Origin of the sequence: Streptomyces sp. NPDC047981, assembly GCF_040653315.1 — a bacterium.
In the GTDB taxonomy this organism is placed as follows: Bacteria; Actinomycetota; Actinomycetes; order Streptomycetales; family Streptomycetaceae; genus Streptomyces.
Window position 1 is genome coordinate 126,165 of the sequence record NZ_JBEZNQ010000007.1, and the last position, 22,737, is coordinate 148,901.

The 22,737-nt window shown below is 71.0% G+C and carries 11 protein-coding genes; 5 read left to right on the forward strand and 6 right to left on the reverse strand.

Going from position 1 to position 22,737, the window contains the following annotated elements:
* Nucleotides 1-196 precede the first annotated feature (196 nt).
* A complete protein-coding gene (locus AB0E14_RS06850; protein WP_362413227.1) occupies nt 197-1,624 on the reverse strand; it encodes an MBL fold metallo-hydrolase in 1,428 nt (475 codons plus the stop codon).
* Nucleotides 1,625-1,796: 172 nt separating this feature from the next.
* Between AB0E14_RS06850 and AB0E14_RS06855 the strand changes: the two genes are divergently transcribed.
* Genes AB0E14_RS06855 through AB0E14_RS06865 form a run of 3 tightly spaced genes read left to right on the forward strand, consistent with a single transcriptional unit; the run spans nt 1,797 to nt 6,076 of the window.
* Nucleotides 1,797-2,837 carry an alcohol dehydrogenase catalytic domain-containing protein gene (locus tag AB0E14_RS06855; RefSeq protein WP_362413230.1) on the forward strand — a complete coding sequence of 347 codons (1,041 nt, stop codon included), beginning with the start codon at nt 1,797-1,799 and terminating at the stop codon, nt 2,835-2,837.
* 9 nt (nt 2,838-2,846) lie between these two features.
* Nucleotides 2,847-3,689 (forward strand): HAD-IA family hydrolase, encoded by an 843-nt coding sequence (locus AB0E14_RS06860; protein ID WP_362413233.1) that lies wholly within the window; start codon nt 2,847-2,849, stop codon nt 3,687-3,689.
* A complete protein-coding gene (locus AB0E14_RS06865) occupies nt 3,686-6,076 on the forward strand; it encodes a glycoside hydrolase family 65 protein (protein ID WP_362413236.1) in 2,391 nt (796 codons plus the stop codon). Before AB0E14_RS06860 ends, AB0E14_RS06865 begins: the two co-directional genes overlap by 4 nt.
* A 60-nt stretch (nt 6,077-6,136) precedes the next feature.
* On the opposite strand, the gene AB0E14_RS06870 is transcribed toward AB0E14_RS06865, so the two are convergent.
* Nucleotides 6,137-6,766, reverse strand: coding sequence for a CBS domain-containing protein (locus tag AB0E14_RS06870; protein ID WP_362413239.1), 630 nt, complete (start codon nt 6,764-6,766; stop codon nt 6,137-6,139).
* A 239-nt stretch (nt 6,767-7,005) separates the two neighbouring features.
* On the opposite strand from AB0E14_RS06870, the gene AB0E14_RS06875 reads away from it, so the two are divergent.
* Both AB0E14_RS06875 and AB0E14_RS06880 read left to right on the forward strand, forming a co-directional pair.
* Nucleotides 7,006-7,917 (forward strand): universal stress protein, encoded by a 912-nt coding sequence (locus tag AB0E14_RS06875; protein ID WP_362413242.1) that lies wholly within the window; start codon nt 7,006-7,008, stop codon nt 7,915-7,917.
* 95 nt (nt 7,918-8,012) lie between these two features.
* Nucleotides 8,013-9,743: a GAF domain-containing protein gene (locus AB0E14_RS06880; protein WP_362413295.1), complete on the forward strand. Its 1,731-nt coding sequence runs from the start codon at nt 8,013-8,015 to the stop codon at nt 9,741-9,743.
* Between the two features lie 17 nt (nt 9,744-9,760).
* On the opposite strand, the gene AB0E14_RS06885 is transcribed toward AB0E14_RS06880, so the two are convergent.
* The 4 genes from AB0E14_RS06885 to AB0E14_RS06900 form a co-directional block, all read right to left on the reverse strand.
* Nucleotides 9,761-10,447, reverse strand: coding sequence for a response regulator transcription factor (locus tag AB0E14_RS06885; RefSeq protein WP_362413245.1), 687 nt, complete (start codon nt 10,445-10,447; stop codon nt 9,761-9,763).
* Between the two features lie 210 nt (nt 10,448-10,657).
* A complete protein-coding gene (locus tag AB0E14_RS06890) occupies nt 10,658-11,203 on the reverse strand; it encodes a flavodoxin domain-containing protein (protein WP_362413247.1) in 546 nt (181 codons plus the stop codon).
* A gap of 238 nt (nt 11,204-11,441) precedes the next feature.
* Nucleotides 11,442-11,966: a hypothetical protein gene (locus tag AB0E14_RS06895; protein ID WP_362413249.1), complete on the reverse strand. Its 525-nt coding sequence runs from the start codon at nt 11,964-11,966 to the stop codon at nt 11,442-11,444.
* A 20-nt stretch (nt 11,967-11,986) separates the two neighbouring features.
* On the reverse strand, nt 11,987-22,513 hold the full coding sequence (locus tag AB0E14_RS06900) for a LamG-like jellyroll fold domain-containing protein (RefSeq protein WP_362413251.1): 10,527 nt from the start codon (nt 22,511-22,513) through the stop codon (nt 11,987-11,989).
* Nucleotides 22,514-22,737 lie beyond the last annotated feature (224 nt).

Below are 22,737 nucleotides of genomic sequence, written 5' to 3' on the forward strand. Positions count from 1 at the left end.
GCCTTCGGGAGGACGGCCCCGTCGACCTGCGAGGACCTGGCTACCCACGTCCCTGGACGGTGAGCTCGCACGCAGCGCGGGCAAGGCGGGCCGCGAGGGGATGCGCGCGCTGTCGCGGACCTCACCTGTCAGGGTGACGACTCCGGCGTCGACCCGCACGTCGACCTGGCGGAGGGAGACCTTGAGGAGCCTGCCGTCAGCGGACCAGGACGGCCTCGCCGGACCGGGGCACCACGGCCGTCCAGCCCAGTTCGCGGTCGATGCGGTCGCGCAGGGCCTCGGACGCGGCCGGTTCGCCGTGGACGAGGTAGGTGGTGTGCGGGGGAGGGGCGCCGCGCAGCCAGTCGATGATCTGGCCGGCGTCGGCGTGGGCCGAGAAGTGGGGTACGTCGGCGACCTCGGCCCGCACGGGCACGTACGCGCCGAACATCTTGAGCGCCCGCGCCCCGTCCACCAGGTCCCGTGCCCGGGTGCCCGCCGCGGCGAAGCCGACGATGACGACCGCGTTGCGCGGATCGGGGAGCAGCCGGTGCAGGTGGTGCAGGACGCGGCCGCCGGTCGCCATACCGGCCGAGGAGACGATCACGGCGGGGCCCTCGACCTCGTTGATCTCGATGGACTGCTGGACGGTGCGCGCGGCGAGGAACGGCTCCGGGCTCAGGGCGGCCTCTCCCTCGGCGAGGATCTCCGGCCGGAGCTCGGGGGAGCGCGCGCGTACCGCGTCCTGATAGACGTCGAGGGCGGCCAGGGCCATGGGGCTGTCCACGAACACGGGCACAGAGCGTGGCAGGACGCCCATGGCGCGCAACCGGCCCAGTTCGTGCAGGACGACCTCGGTCCGGTCGATCGCGAAGGACGGGATGACGACGGTGCCCCGGCGAGCGAGGGCCCGCGCGATCACGGAGGCGAACTCCGACCGGGCGGACTCCTGGTCGTGGCGGCGGTCTCCGTACGTCGACTCCATGAGCAGCGCGTCCGCGCCCGAGAAGGGCACGGGCGGCAGCAGCAGCGGGTGTCCGGGGCGGCCCAGGTCTCCGGAGGCGGCCAGGGTGTGGCCGTCCTCCAGGGTGAGGTGCGCCCATGCCGACCCGAGGATGTGCCCGCCGTGGTGGAGGGCGAGCCGGGTGCCGGCCATGATCTCGACGTCCTCGCCGATCGGGACGGGGTCGAGGAACGACAGCGTCTTCTCGACGTCGGAGTCGTCGTAGAGCGGCTTGGCCGGGCGGTGCTTGGACCAGCCGTGCTCGTCGGCGTGCCGGGCGGCCTCCATCTGGAGGCGGGCGCTGTCGCGCAGCACGATCCCGGCGAGCCGGGCGGTGTGGGCGCTGGTGAGGATCGGTCCCCGGAACCCCTGCCGGACCAGGCGGGGAAGGTAGCCGCAGTGGTCCAGGTGGGCGTGGGTCACGACCACGGCGTCGACGTCGGCGGCGTCGCGGGCGAACCGCTCCCAGTTGCGGCGTCGCAGGTCCGCGAAACCCTGGAAGAGACCGCAGTCGAGGAGGATCCGGGCATGGTCGCTCTCGACCAGGAACGTGCTGCCGGTGACCGTACCCACGCCGCCCAGGAAGCTGAGCAGGGCCGGGCGTGGGGTGCCGGGTGCGGGGCTCGGGGCTGCATCGGACATGGCCGACCCTCCTTCGACGGAGCCGTCTTCACCCTCGCATCCGGCCCAGCCGATCCGGAGGGTCCGAGCGGGTCCGTTTCGGGGGCCGACCGGCTCATGCGGCGCGGGGGGACTCCCGTTGAGCCTGATACCGAGGACCGCAGCCGCGCGTGAGAAGAAGTGGGTGGACTCCATGAAGGCACTCGTGTTCCAGGAACCGGGCCACATGGGCTGGCAGGACGTGCCCGATCCGGTCGTCGAGGACCCCGCCGACGCGATCGTGCGGGTCGACGTCGTCACCATCTGCGGCACGGACCTGCACATCCTCAAGGGGGACGTGCCGGAGGTGACACCGGGCCGCGTGCTCGGTCACGAGGCGGTGGGCACGGTCGTCGAGACCGGCGGTGACGTGCGTACCGTGCGTCCCGGTGACCGCGTCCTGATCTCCTGCATCTCGGCCTGCGGCCGCTGCCGCTTCTGCCGCGAGAGCCGCTACGGCCAGTGCACGGGAGGGGGAGGCTGGGTCCTCGGTCACACCATCGACGGAACCCAGGCGGAGTACGTCCGGGTGCCCTTCGCCGATCTGTCCGTCCACGCGCTGTCCGACGCCACGGACGGACACGACGCCGTCCTGCTCGCCGACATCTTCCCCACCGCCTACGAGGTCGGTGTGCTGAACGGTGCCGTGAGCCCCGCCGACACCGTGGTCGTGGTCGGCGTGGGACCCGTGGGGCTCGCCGCAGTCGCCACCGCCGCGTTCTACAGCCCGGGGAACATCGTCGCCGTCGACCTGGCCGAGTCCCGGCTGGACGCCGCCCGCGCCCTCGGCGCGCACGCCACGGCCCACGCCACGGAGGAACCGGAACAACTGGTCGCGGACCTGACCGACGGCCTGGGCGCCGACGTCGTCATGGAGGCCGTCGGCGTCCCCGAGGCGTTCGAGATGTGCACGCGGATGGTGCGGCCCGGGGGGAGGGTCGCCAACATCGGTGTCCACGGCAAGCCGGCGGCGCTCCACCTCGAAGACCTGTGGATCAAGGACGTCACCATCACCACCGGCCTGGTGGACACCTCGTCCACGCCTCTGCTGCTCCGCATGATGGCCGCGGGCCGCCTGCCGTCCTCGTCACTGATCACCCACCGCTTCGACCTGGGGCAGATGGAGGAGGCGTACGACGTCTTCGGGCGTGCCGCGGAGACAGGCGCCCTCAAGGTCGCGCTCGGCGGGGCCTAGGGCACGCCGGTGAGCGGCGCCGACCCCCGCCCGGCTGGGGGCAAGCCAGGGGACGGCCCCCGCCCGGCTGGGGGCCCGCCGGAGGACGGCCGGGGCAGTCCCGGACCCCGCTCGCCCCAAGCCCTCGTCCTCGACACGGACGGGGTGCTCCTGGACTCGGCCGGCCTGCACGCGGCGGCCTGGAAGACCGCGCTGGACGCCTGCCTGGCAGCGGTCTCCGGCGCGGAGCAGCCGCCCTTCGACGCCGACGTGGAGTACCGCCGGTTCGTCGACGGAAGACCCCGCTACGACGGCGCGGCGGCCTTCCTCGCCGCCCGGGGCCTCGCACTCCCGCCGGGCACTCCCGGCGACCCGCCCGGCTCCGCCACGATCTGGGCGGTCGCCGCCCGCAAGGAGCGGGCGTTCGTCGACCGGCTTCGCGAGGACGGGGTCGCGGCCTTCGGCGACAGCAGGCCCGCTCTCACGGCCCTGCGCGCGGCGGAGGTGCCCTGTGCCGCTGTGTCGGCCTCCCGGCACGCTCGGGACCTGATCCGTGCGGCAGGACTCGCGGAACTCCTCACCGTGATCGTGGACGGCGAGGACGCCGCCCGCCTCGGCCTCGCCGGCAAGCCGGACCCCGCGCTCTTCCTGCGCGCGGCCGCTCTCCTCGGCAGCCGCCCGCAGGAGACCGCGGTCGCCGAGGACGCACTCGCCGGGGTCGACGCGGCGCGCCGCGGCGGCTTCGGCCTGGTCGTCGGCGTCGACCGCACCGCGCTGCGGCGTGCCGCCGCCCCGCTGCGCGAGCAGGGTGCCGACCTGGTGGTCCCCGATCTCACGACACTGGTCCGCAGTGTGTGGGGTGAGCGCCGATGACCTCGGAGTGGACGTGGAGGTACGACCGGTACGACCCGGAACGCGAGCCGCTGGTCGAAGCGCTCTGCACCCTGGGCAACGGCCGGTTCGCGACCCGGGGCTCCGCGCCCGAGTGCACCGCCGGGTCCGCGCACTACCCGGGCACCTATCTGGCCGGCTGCTACGACCGGCTCACCTCGCTCGTCGCGGGGGAACGGGTCGAGAACGAGGACCTCGTCAACCTCCCGAACTGGACGCTGCTGCGCTACCGCTGTCTGCCGGACGACGGTCCGGCGGGCGACTGGCTGACGCCCGACAGCGGGGAACTGCGCCACTACGACGTGCGCCTCGACCTGCGCGCGGGGGTGCTCACCCGGCACCTCTTCTTCGAGGACGCCCGGGGGCGCGGCCTGCGCGTGAGCCATGTCCGCCTCGTGCACATGGGCGAGCCCGGACTGGCGGCCCAGCGCACGCTGTTCCGCGCCTACTGCTGGAGCGGTGACATCGAGGTGCAGTCCATCCTCGACGGCGCCGTGACCAACTCCGGAGTCGACCGCTACCGGCACTTGCAGGGGCGGCATCTCACGGACCACCGGGCTGGATTCGCGTCCGAGGGCGTCGCCTGGCTCACCTGCCGCACGGCCGATCCGGGCATCGGGATCGCCGCCGCCGTGCGCACGGTCACCAGCCCCGTCCGGCCCGCGAGGCAGAAAGCCACGGGGACCGGCACCGTGCAGACGTACCGCCTGCCCGTCGTCCCCCGACGTTCGGCCACGGTCGTGAAGACCTTGGCATTGCACACCTCGATGGACTGGCCCGCCGCCGACCCGCACTCCGCGGCCGTCGACGCGATCGGCCGCGCCCCGGCCTTCCCCCGGCTGCTCTCCGCCCACAAGGCGGCCTGGCAGCGCATCTGGGAACAGGGCGAGTTGCGCGCGCCGGGGGAGGCGGGCCGCATCCTGCGGCTGCACGTCTTCCACCTGCTGCAGACGCTCTCCCCGCACACGGCGGAGCTCGACGTGGGCGTCCCCGCGCGCGGCCTGCACGGTGAGGCGTACCGGGGACACGTGTTCTGGGACGAGCTGTTCGTCCTGCCCTATCTCGACCTTCACTTCCCCGAGGTGGCCCGGGCGCTGCTCATGTACCGGCACCGTCGACTGCCGGCCGCGCGCGAGGCCGCTCGTCTCGCCGGCCGCCGAGGAGCCATGTATCCCTGGCAGAGCGCGAGTTCGGGCCGGGAGGAGACGCAGGCCCTGCACCTCAACCCGCGATCGGGACGCTGGCTTCCCGACCACTCCAGGCTTCAGCACCATGTGAACTCCGCCATCGCGTACAACGTGTGGCGGTACGCGCAGGCCACCGGCGACCGGGGGTTCCTGCACTCCGCCGGTGCGGAGATCCTCCTGGAGGTCGCCCGCTACTGGTCCGCGGCCGCCGTGTTCGACCCGGCCCTCGGCCGTCACCGCATGCGCGGGGTCGTGGGACCCGACGAGTACCACGACGCCTATCCCGACGCCGTGAACCCGGGGATCGACGACAACGCCTACACCAACGCGACCGCCGCCTGGGTACTCGCCCGCGGCCTCGACCTCCTCGGCGAACTGCCCGAGGCCCGCCGCTCGGAGCTCACGGAGCGACTGTCGCTCGACGAGGGTGAACTCGCGCGCTGGCAGGACGTCTCCCGCCGCCTGTACGTGCCGTTCCACCGAGGCGTGATCAGCCAGTTCCAGGGGTACGGCGAACTGGCGGAGCTGGACTGGGACCGCTACCGCGACCGGTACGGCGACATCCGCAGACTCGACCGGATCCTGGAGGCCGAGGGCGACACGGTCAACCGCTACCAGGCGTCGAAACAGGCCGACACCCTCATGCTCGGCTACCTCTTCCGGCCCGAGGAGCTGGCCGACCTGTTCGGCCGGCTCGGCTACGCGCTGGACGACGAGGTGTGGCGGGCGACCGTCTCGTACTACCTCCGGCGCACCAGCCACGGGTCGACGCTCAGCAGCCTCGTCCATGGCTGGGTGCTGGCCCGGCAGAAGGGCGCGGACGCCTGGCGGTACTGCGAGGAGGCGCTGCTCGCCGACGTGGCCGACATCCAGGGCGGTACGACCGGGGAAGGCATCCATCTCGGAGCGATGGCGGGCACGATCGACCTGGTCGAGCGCGGGATCACCGGCCTGGAGACCGGGCCGGGCGGTCTGCGCGTGGCTCCGGTGGCGCTGGCGGAGATCCCGCGGTTCACGTTCACGCTGTGCTGCGGCCGTCATCGAGGGGTCCGGCTGCGGGTACTCCCCGGGCGGCTCGCCCTGAGGGTTCCCGCCTCGCCCGAGGGCTCGCTGGCCGTCGTGCTCCCCGGAGACCGGAAGTACACCGTCGCCCCCGGGCGGGAGCGGTGGTTCCGGCTCTGAGCAGGGCGAACCGGGGGCTTCTCGAAGCGTCACTGTCCGCCGTGCGTCACCGGAAGCTCGTCACCAGAGGCTGTCGTGCGGATTCCGGACGGAGGACGAGAGCCGTGTGTCGTCCTCCTGGGAGGACAGCCGGTCCACGACGGCGACGACACCGTCCACCCGTTCGGTGAGTTCGACGAGCATCCGGGCCTGGCTGCGTCGCCGGACACGGCCGGCGAGCGTCGCCACGCCGTCGAGGACGTGGACGTCCACGGCGTCGGCCGACAGGTCCATGGCCTCCGAGAGGACGTCCTCGTGGATACGGCGTCGAATCTCGGCGTCGGGTCGGAGATAGACGTAGAGCAGATCGCGGCGGGTCACGATGCCCACCAGCCGTTCCTCCTCGTCGACGACGGGAAGGCGCTCGACGCCCCGCCGCACCATCAGCCGCGCCGCGTCCGCCACCGTCTCCTCGGCGTGCACCGTGATGGCCGGCCGCGTCATGATGTCCCTCACCGTCAGCTCGTTGCGGGCCAGGAGATCGCTCTCCGACACGACTCCGAGGACATGCTCGTCCTCGTCCACGACGGGCAGTCCGCTGATGTCGTGTTCGGCGAGCATCTTCGCCGCGTCCCTGAACGACATCGCAGGGACGGCGGAAACGACGTCGTCGGTCATCAGTCCGCCGACCTTCATGTGCTTCATCGCCATGCCTCCTGTTCAGGGGTTCGGTGGTGCTGTCCTGCCTCCTCACCCTGCCCCGCCGGGCGCGTGCCGGGGAGGGCCGAACGGTCCACCATCAGGACCGAACGGTCTCGGCGCGACCACGTGCTCGTCCCCCAGCAGGTGATGGGGCCCTTCGGTCCCGACGTTGGCCCCAGCGGCCCTCGGCCCGGCCGCGTCCGGAGGGGAGAGTGGAAGGAGCCCTTCGGATCGTCCGAGGAGGAGGCATGGCGACCTTCACGTCCCGTCCCGGCATCGGCAGCGTCGTCGTCGGCGTCGACGGATCACCCTCCGCGCGTACGGCGGTGATGTGGGCGGCGGAGGAGGCGGCTTTGCGGGGGAGCCCTCTCCGCGTCGTCCACGCGGCCGACACGGACGCACCAGCCCCGTTCCTGTCCCAGGCGGAGATTGCCGAGAGTCGGCGTGCGGGGCTCGAACTGCTCGACAGGACCGCCGGGGAGATCGCGACGCGTCACCCTGAGCTCACGGTCCTCACCGAACTCGACCACGGCGCTGCCCCTGACAGTCTGCGACGGGCCGCCGCCCTCACCGGAACGATCGTCGTGGGGCACCGGGGCCTCGGAGGGTTCTCCGCGCTGTTGCTCGGCTCGGTCGGGCTCGGCGTCGCGGCCGCCGCCACCACGCCTGTCGTCGTGGTCCGCGGGGCCACCGAGCCCGCCGAGCCCGCCGAGGCAGGCGTTGTCCTGGCCGCGGTCCGGGACGCTGCCGATGCGGGCTGCGCCCTCGCGGCGGCCCGTGAGGCCGTGCTGCGCAAGGTGCCGCTGCGGCTCCTGCACGTCCGGAACGCGGGACTGTCCGCCGGCGCACACGCTCTGTTGCGCGACGGCGGCGAGAAGAACGCCGGCGAGCGGGTCGCCGTGCCGCCCGAGGTGACCGACCGGGTCCGGAAGGAATTCCCGGAACTGACGGTGTGGGCCGATGGCCGGACGAGTCACAGCGTGCCCGGAGCCCTCGTCGACGCGTCACACCACGCCGACCTCGTGGTCGTCGGAGGGAGACGGTCGCCCGGATACCTCGGACCCACCATCGGACGCACCACGCTCGGCCTGCTGCAGCACGCCCACTGTCCCGTGGAGCTCATCCCCCGGCGAGGTCCTGGGCATGGGACCACGTACTGACACGGACGCGTTCGGCTGGAGCGGCCCAAGCACCGGAACTACCGTGAACATGTGCTTCAGGCGTGGACCGCCGCGCGGCGCGGCCGGAGGTGACGATGGTGTCGGAGGGGCCGGGGCCCGCGAACCGAAAGGTTCCGCGGCTGCGACTCGACGAGCTGCTCGACGAGGTCCAGGCACGCATCGACGAGGTACGAGGCACCAGGGACCGGCTCACCGGGCTGCTGGAAGCCGTGATGTCCGTAGGCAGGGAACTCGACCTGCCTCAGGTGCTCAGGGGCATCGTGGAGGCGGCCGTCACCCTCGTGGACGCCGAGTACGGCGCTCTGGGCGTCATCGGGGACGACAAGAAGCTCTCCGAGTTCCTCCCGGTCGGTGTCGGGGACGATCTGCGGGCGCGGATCGGCGACCTGCCCTCCGGTCACGGTCTCCTCGGTGAGCTGATCCGCAACCCCAAGCCGCTGCGGCTCGCGGAGCTGTCCGAGCATCCGGCCTCGTACGGGTTCCCGCCGCACCACCCGCCGATGCGGACCTTCCTGGGCGTGCCCATCCGGGTCCGCGACGAGGTCTTCGGCAACCTCTACCTCACCGAGAAGCGGGGTGGGGCCGAGTTCGACGCCGAGGACGAGGCGGTCGTGACCACCCTGTCCGTCGCGGCCGGCATCGCCATCGAGAACGCCCGCCTGTACGAGGAGGGCCGCCTCCGGCAGCGGTGGCTCACCGCGAGCTCCGACCTGACCAGCGCACTCCTGTCGGGCGCGGAGGAGACCGAGGTGCTCGACGGGATGCTGGAGCAGGCCGTGGACATCGCGGCCGCCGACATGGGGGTCTTCTATCTCGTGGGCCCCGGTGGCGAGCTGCGAGGCTCACTCGCCTGCGGCGAGAAGGCCGAAGCGCACCGGGGAGTCGTCCTGCCGAGCAGCGAGGGAACGCTGGCCGAGGCCGCCCTCGCGCAGGACGGCCTGCTCACCGTCGCCGACGTCGAGAACGAGCCGCGCATCAGGGTGCAGCCCGAACGGTGGCAGGGTTTCGGCCCGGCGGTGGCCGTGACGGTCGGTACCAAGGAGCGGCTCAGCGGGGTACTGATCCTGGCCCGGAGGCACGGGCGGCCTCCGTTCGCGGGCGCCGAGATCCTTGCTCTCCCCGGGTTCGCGGGGCAGGCCGCCCTGGCGCTCGAACTGGCCGACCGACGCCGTGACGCCGAGCAGGTGGTCCTCCTGGAGGACCGCGACCGGATCGCCCGTGACCTGCACGACCTCGCGATCCAGCGGCTGTTCGCCACCGGCATGACGCTGCAGAGCGCCCGTCGGTTCGTCGAGCACCCGGAGGCCGTGGACCGGCTGACGCGGGCGATCGACGACCTGGACGCCACGATCAAGATCATCCGGTCGACCATCTTCGGTCTGCGGGAACACGAGACCGCCGAGGCGCCGAGGCTCAGAAGCCGTGTGGTCAAGGCGGTCGACGAGGCCGCGACCACGCTCGGCTTCGCTCCGGCGCTGCGCATGGAGGGTCTCCTCGACACGGACGTGCCCCATGAGGCGGCGGAGGAGGTGATCGCGGTCATCGGCGAGGCGCTCACCAACGTGGCTCGGCACGCGCACGCGCGCGGGGCGGAGGTGTCGGTCGTCGCCGAGGACGGCGTGCTGGCGGTGACGGTGAGCGACGACGGTACGGGCATCGCGCGGGGCGGCCCCCGCAGCGGACTGCGCAACCTCTCCGAACGGGCGGAGCGGCTGGGCGGGACCCTGTCGGTTCAGGCGAGAGCGGAGCCGCGCGGCGGGACGGTACTGGAGTGGCGAATTCCGGTGCGGGAGGGCCGGGAGTGAGGGCCGGACACCGGACGCTACGTCCCCTCGGAGTCGTGTTCGTGCGACTGCGCGGCGATGACGGCGGCCTGCACGCGGCGTTCCACACCGAGCTTGCCGAGCAACCGTGAGATGTGGTTCTTGACGGTCTTCTCCGACAGGTAGAGCCGCTTGGCGATCTGCCGGTTGGTGAGCCCTTCGCCGATGAGGTCGAGCACGGACCGCTCCCGCTCGGACAGCACCGCGAGCCGTTCGTCCTCCGGCGGCTTCGCCGCCTCGGGGTCTCGCAGCGAGTGCATCAGCCGCGCTGTGGTGGCCGGGTCCAGCATCGACTGCCCGGTGGCCACGGTCCGCACGGCCGCGACGAGGTCCGACCCCTTGATCTGCTTGAGGACGTACCCGGCCGCGCCGGCCATGATCGCGTCGAGGAGAGCGTCCTCGTCATCGAAGGACGTCAGCATCAGACAGGCCAGCTCGGGCATCCGGGACCGCAGCTCCCTGCACACGGAGATGCCGTCGCCGTCCGGCAGCCGTACGTCGAGAACCGCCACGTCCGGCCGCAGCGCGGGACCCCTGGCCAGCGCCTGCTCCGCCGTCGCCGCCTCGCCGACCACTTCCAGGTCGGGCTCGTCGTCGAGGAGGTCGCGAAGGCCCCGGCGGACGACCTCGTGATCGTCGACGAGGAACACGCGAGTGAGTGCGGTGACTGCCGACAGATCCGTCATGGCGATCCTTGTGGCCGATCGGCTGGGCACCCCCTCTTTGGATTGTCCGTCACCGGAGCGTCTCAGGTCGCACCGAGATCCATCCGGACGTCGACGACCCACTCCACCGCCCGCACGGCCCGGGCGACCAGCGGCACCAGCGACCGGTCCGAGAGCGAGCCACGCATCGTGGCCACCCCCTCCGCCGGAGGGGGTGGCCACGTGGATCGGTCAAGCCACCTGGAGAGCCGCGCCCCATGCCTTCGCGCGGTCTCGTTCGCCGGCGCGGAGCGGGCCTTCGGTGTCCTCGATGATGAATCCCTCCGGCTCCGCGACAAGCTCGTAACCATGGTTGCGCAGCCGGCGTGCGATACCGCCGGCCGCGGCGCCGGCCAGGCGCATGTCCGCTCGGGTGTCGAAGGCCGCGGCGGCATGGGTGCCGGTGTGGGCCTTCGGGAGCGTGTCGTGGAACCAGTCGCGGACGCCAGGACCTTCGGCGCCCTCTTCAGGGGTGAAGGGACGTTCCTCTTTCTCGGCCCCTTGCTGCTCGGCCTTCAGCCCCATCTTCCGGCTCATCCCCGTGGTCATGCCCCGCATGTGGGTCGGTCCGCCGACGACCAGCAGGTCGGTGGAGCCGATACGCTCCGGCAGCGCGTCGACCACCGCCACGCACTCGACCTCCGCGTCCGGGTGCGATTGCTTCACGCCCTCTCCGATCGCGTCGGCGATCTCGTGCGTGTTCCCGAACAGGCTCTCGTACACGATCACGGCACGCATCACGATGCATCTCCTCAGGTGCTTCCTTCTCCGGTCTCCGCTCGGTCCGGCACTCCACGTGCCCCATGACCTCCAGATCCGACGTCATCAGTCTCGTCCAAGCACGGGTATCTCGCTGGGGCCGAACGGTCCCCGAAACGGGCCCAGTGGCATCGGTTGATTCCGGCAGGAGCAACGAAAACGGCGCGACGGTCTCCAAGAGACACGCCGCGCCGCACATTTCACTCTTCGCCCTGGTTCAGCTGGGCGAAGCCGCCTCGAAGTAGGGCGGGCCGTACTTGGCCACACCGAAGCGGAACTCTTCGTCCGTCAGTGTCCTGAAGACGTACTCCGAGGCCGACATCGCGAACTCCGACCAGTCACCCTCGGAATCCTGGACCACGATGGGCCACCGTTCCGAAGGCTCGTTGCTCGCCAGCCAGTAGATCTGGCACTCCGAGTACGTGTCTGCCCAGGGGAGCAACCCTCGGGAACCGAACCGGTAGACCCCGTAGCGCTCAAGGTCCGCCGCCGCGAACGGGTTGACCTCCACGATCCGCCGCAGTGAACGCCACTGCCGCAGGAGTTCCAGGTCCGCACCACCCGCGGACGAGGCAATCTCCAGGAACCCACTGAAAACGCCGCGCCCGAAGGTTTCGCACAACTCCTTGAAGTCCCCTGGGAGGGAGCACTGAAGTTCTTCTTCGATCTCCCCCCAGGAGATCTCCAGGGCCAGCGGGGACCAAGGGAGCCGGCCGACGATTCTGTCCACCCAGCTCGCCATGGTCCCTCGGCTACTTCTGTCTAGTGAGGATAGTTTTCGATGCGAGCATAACCCGCACCTTCTCGGTTACCTATCCAACCCAGGTGCACCCGGATCGGGATGGGGTTGTTGCCGACGTATTCCGGAGTGACGCTGTAGTAGAGAGTCTCCCCCGTCTCGACCCGCCTGGCGAGATCCCTTTCGATGCTCGACATGTCAGGCGAGTTCGATCTGTCGTAGAGCGGGACCAGATTACGGGCGTCCTCACCGGACCCTCCGAGGGACTTGGCGATCAGATGCCCGCGCTGCAGGCCTGCGCCAAGCTTCCAACCGCGAGGCTGGTTGTTCCAGCCGTCGCCCCTGTTGAGCGGCCATTCGGTCCCCGTACCCACGAGGTTGGTGGGTTCCGTATCGAATTTCCACTTTTCGTGTTTGCCGGTCGTGTAGTTGTAGTCACCGCTATTGAGACAGGCACGCGCACCCTGTGCACGGCCAAGGCTGTCCAGCGGCATGTAGTAGATCGCCGAATTGCCTTGCTTGCAGCCGCGGCGATCGACAGGTGAGCTGTCGAACGCCCCTTCGTTCTCCTCGGTCGGTGTCAGATGAAGACCGAGCCCGTAGTCGGCCGCGATGTCTCCATCAGGGTCGAAGTCCGGGTGCTCCTTGAAGAAGTCCAGGAGATCGGCCGAACCGAACATGGCGGCCCAGCCGTCGGCCAGCGTCCACTGCCCGGCTGCGACCGCGTCCATCGCGACCTCGGGCTTGCGGTTCGGGACGACGACCGGCGGCGGCTTCCACGGGTCGACGTTGGCGTTGCCGTCGTCGACGGAGGACGGGCCGGGGAAGTTGCCCCAGCTCGTGCGGCACCAGGGACGGCAGCCGCCGCCACCGCCGCCGGAGCTGCCCGCCTTCGGCGGCGCACCCTTCTTCCCTCCGCCGCACGCGGCCAGCCACGGGTTGCGCTGGCAGTAGGTGCTCCTCGGCTGGGGCTGCGGCTGGGCCTGCGGCTGCTTCTTCCGCTGGTCCCGCATGTACTTCTTCTCGTCCCAGACGTCGAAGGGGCGAGGGCGGGGCTGCGGGTTCCAGCGGTCCCTCTGCTTGTCGTTCTGGCGCCAGTTCCAGTCGTTGTCGGTGCTCCAGTTGGCGTTGACCGCCGTATGGGCTGCCGCTCCGACCCCCACGGCGGCGGTGGCTGCGACGGCCACCTTCCACAGGGGGATGGCAGCGAGGAACAAGGGAAGGTGACCGTTCGGGTCCGTGCCGTTGAGCGGACTCGCGTTCGCGTAGGTGTAGCGGTTGGCCTGGACCGACGGGCTCGGGTTGAGCTGCCAGGTGTCGCGGCTCGTGAAGCTGCCGATGCCCGGCTGGTACCAGCGTGAGGCCATGTTGACCTCGCCGGTGGAGCTGTCCGTCCACCCGGACTGGTAGCCCACGGCCGGGTTGCCGCCGCTGGAGGCGGTGACGTTGCCGAACGGGTCGTAGGCACGCGACGACGCCACCGACTTGCCGTCCGGTGTCAGGCCGGCCACCAGGTCGGTATGCCGGTCGGCGACCGCCAGACTCGCCGAGCCCGCGGTGCCGGAGGCGGCACTGGCGAGCAGGGCTCCTCCGGGATTGCGGCTGTAGGTCGTCGTGCCGTCCTTGACCAGCTGGTTCGAGCCGCCGTCATAGGAGAACGACGCGCCGTTGTGGGTCATGACCCGGTCGAGCGAGTCGTACGTGAAGGTGCTCGTGCCGTTGGTGATCGTGCGCTCGAACGCGTCCGAGCCGATCTGGCGGGTGACTCCTCCCTCGGTCACCGACTTCGCGGTGCCGCGTGCGCTGTAGGTGAAGCTCTGGGCTCCCCACGTCTCCAGCCGGTTGCGGGAGTCGTAGGTCGCGGTGACAGCCCCCTTCCTGGTCAGGTTCCCGGACTTGTCCCACTCGAGCGGGGTGGTGGTGCCGCCGCCCGCGGTCATCGAGATCATGCGGCCGGACCTGTCGTAGGCGTAGGTCTGCTCGCCCGCGCCCGCGGTGCCCGCCGTGGTCTTCCTCACCAGCAGGTCGGCCTGGTCGTACTCGTACGCCATGCTCTCGACCTCGGCGCCGGTGTCGGTACGGCTCACCGCGTCCTTGGTCATCCGGCCGAGGCCGTCGTACGCGTACGTGCGCTTCGCGCCGACCGCGTACTGGCCTCCGCCCGCAGGCCTGGCGAACTCCTGCAGGATCGGGCGGCCCGCGGCGTCGTAGTCGCTGCGGACCTGCGTGCCGGTCAGCGGGTCGGTCGTGGTGTCGAGCCGGCCCGCCTGGTCGTAGGAGAAGGCCGTCACGCCGGCGGCGTCCGTGCGGGAGGTCATGCGACCGTCCGCGTCGTACGCGTAGGACGCGCTGCCGCCGGGACCGTCGGCCGACAGCAGCTGACCACGGTCGTTGTACGTGTACGCGTTGGCGGCGAGGACGCCGTCCCCGCCCGCGCCGGTCAGCCGGCCGGCGAGGTCGTACGACAGGGTGCGGGGCCGGGTGGCCACCGCGGTGCCGGAGCCGGTCTCACCGGTCAGCCGGCCAAGGCCGTCGTACGTCTTCTGACGCTTGACGTTGCCCGGCAGCAGCTCGGTGACGAGCCGTCCGGCCGCGTCGTAGACGTTCGACCAGGTGCGGACGTCCGCGGTCCAGTGCTGGCTGGTGGCCGGTTCGATCGTGCTCTCGGGCAGACCCCAGGTGTTGAAGGTGTGGTAGGTCGCCTTTCCGCGGCCGTCGGTGAGGCGCGTGCGGTTGCCCGCGGCGTCGTAGCCGAAGGTCGTCGTGATCGAGTCCGTCGCGGTGACCGGCTCGACCTGCGTGGTCATCCGGCCGACGGCGTCGTAGGTGTGGGTACGGCGCGCGCCGGTGGGTGAGACGGACGCGGTGACGTTGCCGTCCGCGTCGTACTCGGTGACGGTCGACCGCAGGGCGGTCGTGCCCGTGCCGTACTCCGTCGACGAGGTCAGGTTGCCGAGGACGTCGTAGGCCATGGCCGTTCTGCGGCCGGTGGCGTCCGTGGACTCGGTCTGGCGCCCGAGGCCGTCGTAGGAGGCCCGGGTGACACCTCCGAGGGGGTCGGTGACCGTGAGCACCTGACCCGCCGTGTCGTACGACGAGATGGTCCGCAGGCCTCCCGGGGTGGCCGAGACGGTCTGGTTGTCCGCGTCGTCCCAGGTGTAGCGGGAGACGAGGTTCTGGAGCGTGGGCCTGCGCTCGACGGTGGTGGCCGTGAGCTTACGGCCCAGCTGGTCGTAGGTGGACTCGGTGCGTGCTCCTGTCGGGTCGGTCGCGGAGAGCGGCAGACCGGTCGGGGTCCAGGTGTAGGTGGAGACACCGCGGCCGGACAGGTCGGTGGAGGTGCCGTCGAAGGTCGTGGCACCGGAGGCCTGGAGGCCCTGCGCACCGGTGACCGCGGGGTCGGTCCTGCGGGTCAGGTTGCCCAGCTGGTCGTAGGCGTAGTTGGTCGCACGGCCGAGCGCGTCGGTCGTGGAGGCCGTGTTGCCGAGCTGGTCGTACGTGGTCCGCGTGACGGCGGTGATGGCCGTCGTCGCGCCCGGCGGGGTGTAGTCGGGCAGCGTGACCGCCGTCGGACGGCCCAGCTTGTCGGTCTCCAGACGGGTCACCACGCCGCGCGGGTCGCGCGCCTCGGTGGCCTCGCCGAAGGTGTTGTAGCCCGTGGCCGCCTTCGGCGTGGCAGCCGTGGCCGCACCGCCGTTCTCCTCGACCTGGACCTGCGGCGCCGTCGTCTCGACCAGGCGGCCGAGCACGTCGTAGCGGCTGATCGAGGTGTGGCCACGGGGGGTGATTTGGGTCAGGGCGAGGCCCCGCTGGTCGAACGTGGCCGACGAGGTGCGCGTGCCGGTGCCGTCGGTGACGGTCGACTTCTTCGGGTTGCCGGCCGCGTCGTACTCGGTGGTCGAGGTGAGCTTCTTACCGGAGCCGTCGATGGACTGGCTCTGCTCGGTGACCCGGTCGTCGCCGTCGTAGGCGATGGCGGTGACCCGGTTGAGGCCGTTCGGGTCGAAGACCGACCGCGTCGGACGGCCCGTGGCGTCCACGGTTCTGACGGTCGTACGACCGCCGCTCGCCGTCTGCGAGGTGACGTTGCCCGCGCCGTCGTAGACCAGCGACTCCCGCAGGACGTCCCGCTTGGAACCGTCAGCCTGTGTCACCTGCTTCGCCGTCGTCGTGGCGCTCAGGCCGTCGTCGAAGTAGGTGAAGGCCGTCGTGGCCCCCAGCGCGTCCGTCGTCGAGGCCAGGCGGCCCGCCGGGTCGTACGCGTGGGAGACCAGGACCAGGTCACGGATCTGGCCGGACGGGTCGCCCGTCCAGTCCTTCAGCACCGACTCGGCAAGCTGCCCGCGCTTGGTGAAGGCGTGCGTGACGACGTTGCCCGCGGGGTCCGTCTCACGGATCACCCGGCCCAGCGCGTCGTGGCCGAAGGCCGATTCGTTGCCCTCCGCGTCCGTCACGCTCTCGTTGAGGCCGGCAGCGTTGTACCGGTAGCTCGTGGTACGGGTGGCGTCGCCGCCGGTGATGTCCGCCACGGACTCGGTGAGCAGTTTCCCGTCCGCGTCGAAGGTACGGCTGACCTTGGCGGTGTGCGTGACACCGGTGATCTCGTTCTTCACTCCCGGCCCGGTCTCCGACGAGACGCGGGACATCGTGTTGTAGGTGTACGTCGTGGTCACGCCGTTCGGAGTGGCGTCGGAGACCTGGGTCTCGGTCAGCTTCCGTCCGAGGCCGTCGTAGGTGTACGAGGTGACGAGCCCGGACGGGGTCGTGGCCCTGGCCAGGTCGCCGTTCGCGAAGTACGCGTACGAGACGGTCGCGCCGCCGGTGCTCTTCTTGGTGGCGACCAGGCCCTTGGGGGTCGCTCCGCCGCCCACCGCGGGCTCGTCGCCCAGGGTGTAGGTGGTCGACGTCCTGCGGCCGTCCGGCAGGGTGACCGTGTCGATCTGCCCGAGGGCGGTGTACGAGGTGGTCGTGCGGAACCGGTCGTCCGCCGGCCCGGAGGAACGGCCGTCGCGCACGGCGGTCTGCTTGCCGTTGCGCGGGTCCAGCTTGTCGGCCTCGTTGTAGTGGTGCTCCGCGAACGACGTCCAGCAGGAGTTCGCGTCCCGGCAGGTCGTCGTGGAGACGGTGTTGCCGCGTTCGTCATGACCTGTCACGACCGAGTGGCCGTTGGGGTCGGTGACGGTGTGCAGGAAGCCACCGGTGTCGTACGCGTACGTGGTGACACCGCCGTCCGCGTTCGTCGACATGACCCTGCGCTGTCCGCGGACCGCGTCGAAGGTGCTGCTCGTCGTCGTGCCCGCCGGGTCGGTGACCGTCACCGTGGACGTGAGCGAGGAGACCGACGACGACGCGCGGGCCTGGTACTGCGCCGCCACCTCATCGGCGGAAAGACCGCGGCGGAAGACCGCGGCCTCGTCGAGCGCGCCGGTGAAGTAGCTGACGTTGCCGGGGGCGGAGGGCCAGAACTTGGCGAAGCCCGCACCGAGGAACGTCCGGCTGTTGCTCTGGTGCCCGACCGGGGCGGCGGACTTCGTCGCGACCTGAGCGCCGTCCAGGTAGAGCGTCTGGGTGCCGCCCTTGGCCGTGATGGCGGCGTGGTGCCACTGGTTGTCGGTCACGGTGCCGGGCGACGCGTTGGAGGCCGTGACGCCGGCGGAGTAGTACTCGCCGTGCAGCTTGCCGTCGGCGCCGACGTACAGGACCGGGGTCCAGCTGCCGCTCGCGTCGGCGGCTCCCGCGACGGGTGCCGACTGGTCGGCGAGGATGACACCGGGCTTGTCGGTGCGGAACCACACGCTGGCGGAGACGTCCGTGGTGACGGTTCCGACCGGCGGCAGCTCGGCGAAGCCGTCACCGCCGAACTGCACCGCGGAGCCGTCACCGGGGCCGAACGCACCGGTGGTCCCGAGGACCGCCTTGGTGTACGTGCCGGTGCCGTCGACGGACGCCACCCGGCTCTTCACCGTGGTGCCGGCGGTCTCGTCCAGGCGCCAGTAGCCCGCGGGACGGGCGGCCGTCACGACGCCGCGGTACTGGTCACCGCTGCCGCTGACCGCCTTGCTGTGGGCCTTGTAGTGGTCGGCGACCGTCTGGGCGTCGAGCTCCTTGGTGTAGAACGCGGCCTCGTCGAGCCGGCCGTTGAAATAGCGGGTGGCGCGGGCCTGGCCGTCCCACGCCTCGCTGGAGTAGCCGGCGCCGAGGTAGGCCTGGACCAGGGTCTCCGGCTTGACGACACCTGCCTTGGAGCCGATCTTGGCTCCGTCGAGGTAGAGCGACTGTCCGGTGGGGCCGCCCGTGATGACGACGTGGTGCCACTTGTCGTCGGTGACCTTCACGCCGCCCATGACCGGCCAGCCCGCTGACGGACCGTCCCACAGATGACCGCGCAGCTTGCCCTCTCCGTCGACGAGGAGGCTTGCGTTCCACATCGTCGGAGTGGTGCCGAGCTCGGTGTTCTGCAGACCCAGCAGGACACCGCTGGGCTTGTCGGTCCTGAACCACAGCTCAACGGAGAGCGAGGTGGCATTGCTGATGGACTCGGACGGGACGGAGACGACACCCTTCGAACCGTCGAGGGTGATCGCGGCGTCGTCGCCGTCGAGGAAGGCCCCGACACCGCCGAGGGTGACACCGTCACGGTAGGAGCCGTTGCCGCCGGCGGATATCTCGTCGGCCGCGGCCGCTCCGCTGCCGTCGCCCAGGCGCCAGTAGTTCACCGGACCCGAGGCGTGCACGGCGTCCGCGTACGCCTGCGAACCCGACGCGTAGCGGGGCGCGGAGATCTGCCACGCACCGCCGTTCCCGTCGGTCACCTTGGTGGCGCGCCCGGTGTCGCCGTCGTACTCGGCCGTGCCGCCCGTACGGCCCGAGGGCAGGGTCACCTTGGACAGCTTCGAGGTCCCGGTGCGGGCCGCGTAGTGCGCGCGGACCGACCCGGCGTCCAGGGCACGGTGGTAGACCGCGACCTCGTCCATCGACCCCTTGAAGAAGCGGTTGCCCGTGGCGGCGATCCCGTCCCAGCTGCTGTTTCCGTAGGCCACGCCGAGGTAGGCGTGGGACTTCTCGGCGTGACCGACCGGGCCGGCCAGCGTACCGACGACCGCGCCGTCGAGGTAGAGCGTCTGGTTCGTCGCGGTGCTCGTGAGTACGGCGTGGTGCCAGACGTCGTCGTTCACCGCGGTGGCGGAGGTGATGGGCACCAGGCCGCCGTCCGCCTTCTCGAACGCCCCGCGGAGCTTGCCCGCGGCGTCGATGGCGAGCACCGGGTTGTAGCGGACCGGAGCGGTGGGGCCGACCGGTGCGTCCTGGAAGCCGACGAGTGCGCCGCCGGCCTTGTCGGTCTTGAACCACACCTCGACCGACAGGACGGTGGACGACGCGAGGGTCGATTCCGGGAGCTCCACGTAGGAGCTGGTCCCGTCGAAGGACGCCGAACCGTTGCCCGTGCCCGCGAGGACACCGGCGCCGGCGAGGGTGACGTCGCGGTAGCGCCCGGCGTTCATACCGGTGCGGGAGACCGCCTCGCTCTGCGCGAGCGATCCCTCGGTCTCGTTCAGCCGCCAGTACGCGACCGGGTTGGCGTCCTGCACCATGCTCCGGTAGTGCGACCCGCCGGTGTACTCGTAGGCCGTGCAGGCGGTCGTGGACGTCGGCGGGCAGACCTTCGTCAGCAGGTCGCCCTGGTAGGTGTACGACCAGACGAGGGCGGGCGCGGACGGCCCGACGGCGTCGGTGGAGACCGACGCGACGTGCGCACCGCTCCACGTGAACGTCAGCGACCGCTTCGACACGGCGTCGGTGGCCTTGGTCAGTCTGCCGCCCGTGTAGGTCAGCAACTGCTCGCGGTCGTGGCCGTCCTTGACCTTGGTCAGGAGACCGGTCGCGTCGAAGGTGTAGAGGGCCGCGCTCGCGTCCCGCAGGGTCCAGCCCCCGCCGGCGACGGTGGTCAGCAGACCCATCGAGCCGGACGGCGCGCTGTAGGTGCCGTCGTTGTTCCTGCCGAAGCGGACCTGGCTGCCGGTCGCGAGGGTGATCACGACGCTGCCGTCGGGTTCGGCCGTCGCCCGCATGTCCCAGCGGGTGGCCCAGCCGGCACCGAAGGCGCCGGTCGTGCGCGGGTCCTGCGAGTTGTACGTACGCGTGACCGCGAGTTCGGGCCCGACCACGGGCACGGCGGTGTCCGTGGCGGAGGTGGCGTAGTTGCCGGAGCGCTCGCCGAAGCCGCGGCTGTCGTTCGCGCCGCCCAGATGGGAGGTGATGACGGGCTGCGGGACCTGTGTGGTCAGGATCGACGGAGCGGTGCGCGCCGACTGGTCCTTGCCGTCGTTGGCGTACGCGTACCAGGCGTAGGTCTTCGCCCAGGTGAGCCAGTCGGCCGGAACGGTCCAGCTCTCGGAAGCCGCGTGCGTGTTGCCCCGGCAGTTCTTCCGGACGTCCTTGCCCTCGACCTCACATATCTCGAACTGGTAGGTCAGCGCCCCGGGGGACTTGTCCACGTCGGTGGCCCTGGCCCACAGCGTCGGGGTGCGGGTGTCGACGACGGTGCCGCTCGGCGGGGCCGCGGAGGTGAGGTACGGCGGCACGTTGACCGCGTCGAACTTGACCGCCGGGCCCGGTACGCCCGCCGCCGCGAAGGAGCTGACGCCGTACTCGTCCATCGTCCACACGAGCGTGTAGGTCGCGGGGGCGAGCGGAGCGATCTTGGCGTCGAGCGTCACCGAGGAGCCCGGTGCGACGTCGTGGGGCATGGGCGTCCACCGGATCTTGCTCCAGTAGTCGCCGCCCACCTGGTTGCCGTTGGCGTCGTACAGGTCGTAGCGCAGCTTGTAGTTGCTGTCCTTGCCCCACGTCTGCTGGCCCTGGTTCGTGACCGTGACCTTGAAGGTGCCCTCGCTGGTCGCCGTCATCGGCTGGACGAATCCGCCGAGGCCGTAGGTGGCGCCGTACTTCGTCCACGTGACGTCGAGGCTGGGCTTTCCGCCGGCCTCGTCCTCGGAGTGGAACTTCTTCCAGCTCTTGGAGTCGGAGGTGGACGCCTTCACGGCCAGGCCGTAGTTCGGCTTGCGGCCGTGCGTCCAGTCGTCGACGAGCTGCCGGCCTTCGGCCCCGAGGGGAATGGCCTCCCAGGCGGGAGCGCAGGACCAGTTGGAGGCCCCTTCAGGGAGCCAGCCGTGCGCGAAGGACTTCGATCCCAGGGCCGGGCCGGTGGCCGGGCCGGGGTACGTCTTGGTGGTGCTCTCCGCCCAGTTCGACGTCACCGCGTGGACCGTCACCGGGCGCGCGGTGCACGAGTACGACCACGAGTTGAACAGCGCCAGCTTGGCGTCGACGACCCACGCGTTCTTGAGGGTGTTCTCCAGACCGCCGAACTTCAGGAAGCTCGCGGCCTTGTGACCGCCCGCGTCGTACGTGCCCGCCTTGAGCACCTTGTCGCTGGAGAAGTTCTGGTTGTAGGGCGACTCGACGTAGGTGTCGGAGGTCGCTGTGGCGCTCTCGACCGAGGGGTCGACCTTCACCGGGAAGACGCGCTCGGGGGCGGACAGCCACCGCCTGTCCAGCGAGACGACGAGCACCTGGCGGTTGCCGCGGCCTTCGAGGCGGTAGGTCACGCCCGAGGAGATGACGCCCTCGTCGGAGTTGGGCGCCTTCGCGGAGTCCTCCATCCAGCCCGGCGGCATCGCTGCCTGCTGACGGCCGGAGGCGTCCAGGAAGGAGACGCCGCCGTGGCCGTCGAGCTGCGCGGTCAGTCCGTTCAGCGCCAGCGGGAACCGCCATTCGGACGGCGCCTGCGCGTTCTTCAGGACCAGCGTCTCCTTGACGGAGTCACTGCCCGCGACGAGTTCCAGATCCGCGGAGGGCCGGATCTCCGGGTAGGTGATGACGCTGCCGGTGACACGTCCCCGGGAGCGGGCCGCGCCGTCGACGGCGTAGCCGATGGTGGCTTTTTCGCCGGCCGCGAGACGCACCAGGACGTCGGCGTCCGCGTACTCGGCGAAGGAGACCGCGTCCTCGGTCGAGCGGGTCTCCCAGCCGGGTCCGGAGGTGCCGCTCATCGTCCGCGGGCCGGAGTCCTCGGCACGCGCCAGGCGCGTGTCGATGCTCTTCCACTTGCCGTCGGCGGCCTTGAAGTTGACCGGCTCGTTGTAGAAGCGCGTGGTGAAGGTGCCGTCCTCGTTCCGGAACGTACGACCCCGCTCGGTGCGCTTCTCCGGAAGCTCGGTGCTGGCCTTGGCGTCGAAACCCTTCGGGGCTGCGGCCTTGGGCGCCGGCACCTCGGTGTAGGACGGCTTCGCCGGCGGCTTGGGTACGCCACCGAGCCGGAGGGCGGAGGCCGCCGAGTCCGGCGCGAGCTCGCCCGGTGCCTTCAGGGCGCCTTCGCGGCCGCCGGCTGCGGACGCGTCGGTGGCATCGCCGGTCGCGCTGTGCCCGCGTCCGCGGGCCGATCCCCAGCCCTGTTCGGGCAGTTCGCCGGCGCCCGGGCCGGCCTTCGCAGCGACCCAGCGGGTCACCGCCAGTGCAGCCTGCTCCGTACCTGCCAGAACAGCCATCATGAATGCCACTAGGAGTACTAGTGGTCGCGCTCTTCGCACGTAATCCCCCACATAGATGATCAGTGGGGGGTTTCATATCCTTCACACAGCCCACACACAAGTTCGACCGAAGATGGACTACGGCTCGGTGGTCGCCGGCTCATGACACCCCTCACGCAGACGGGCACGTAACCTGCCAATTCGCCCGCGCCGACGGGAAGTCGGGTGAGTGACATCACTTCGAC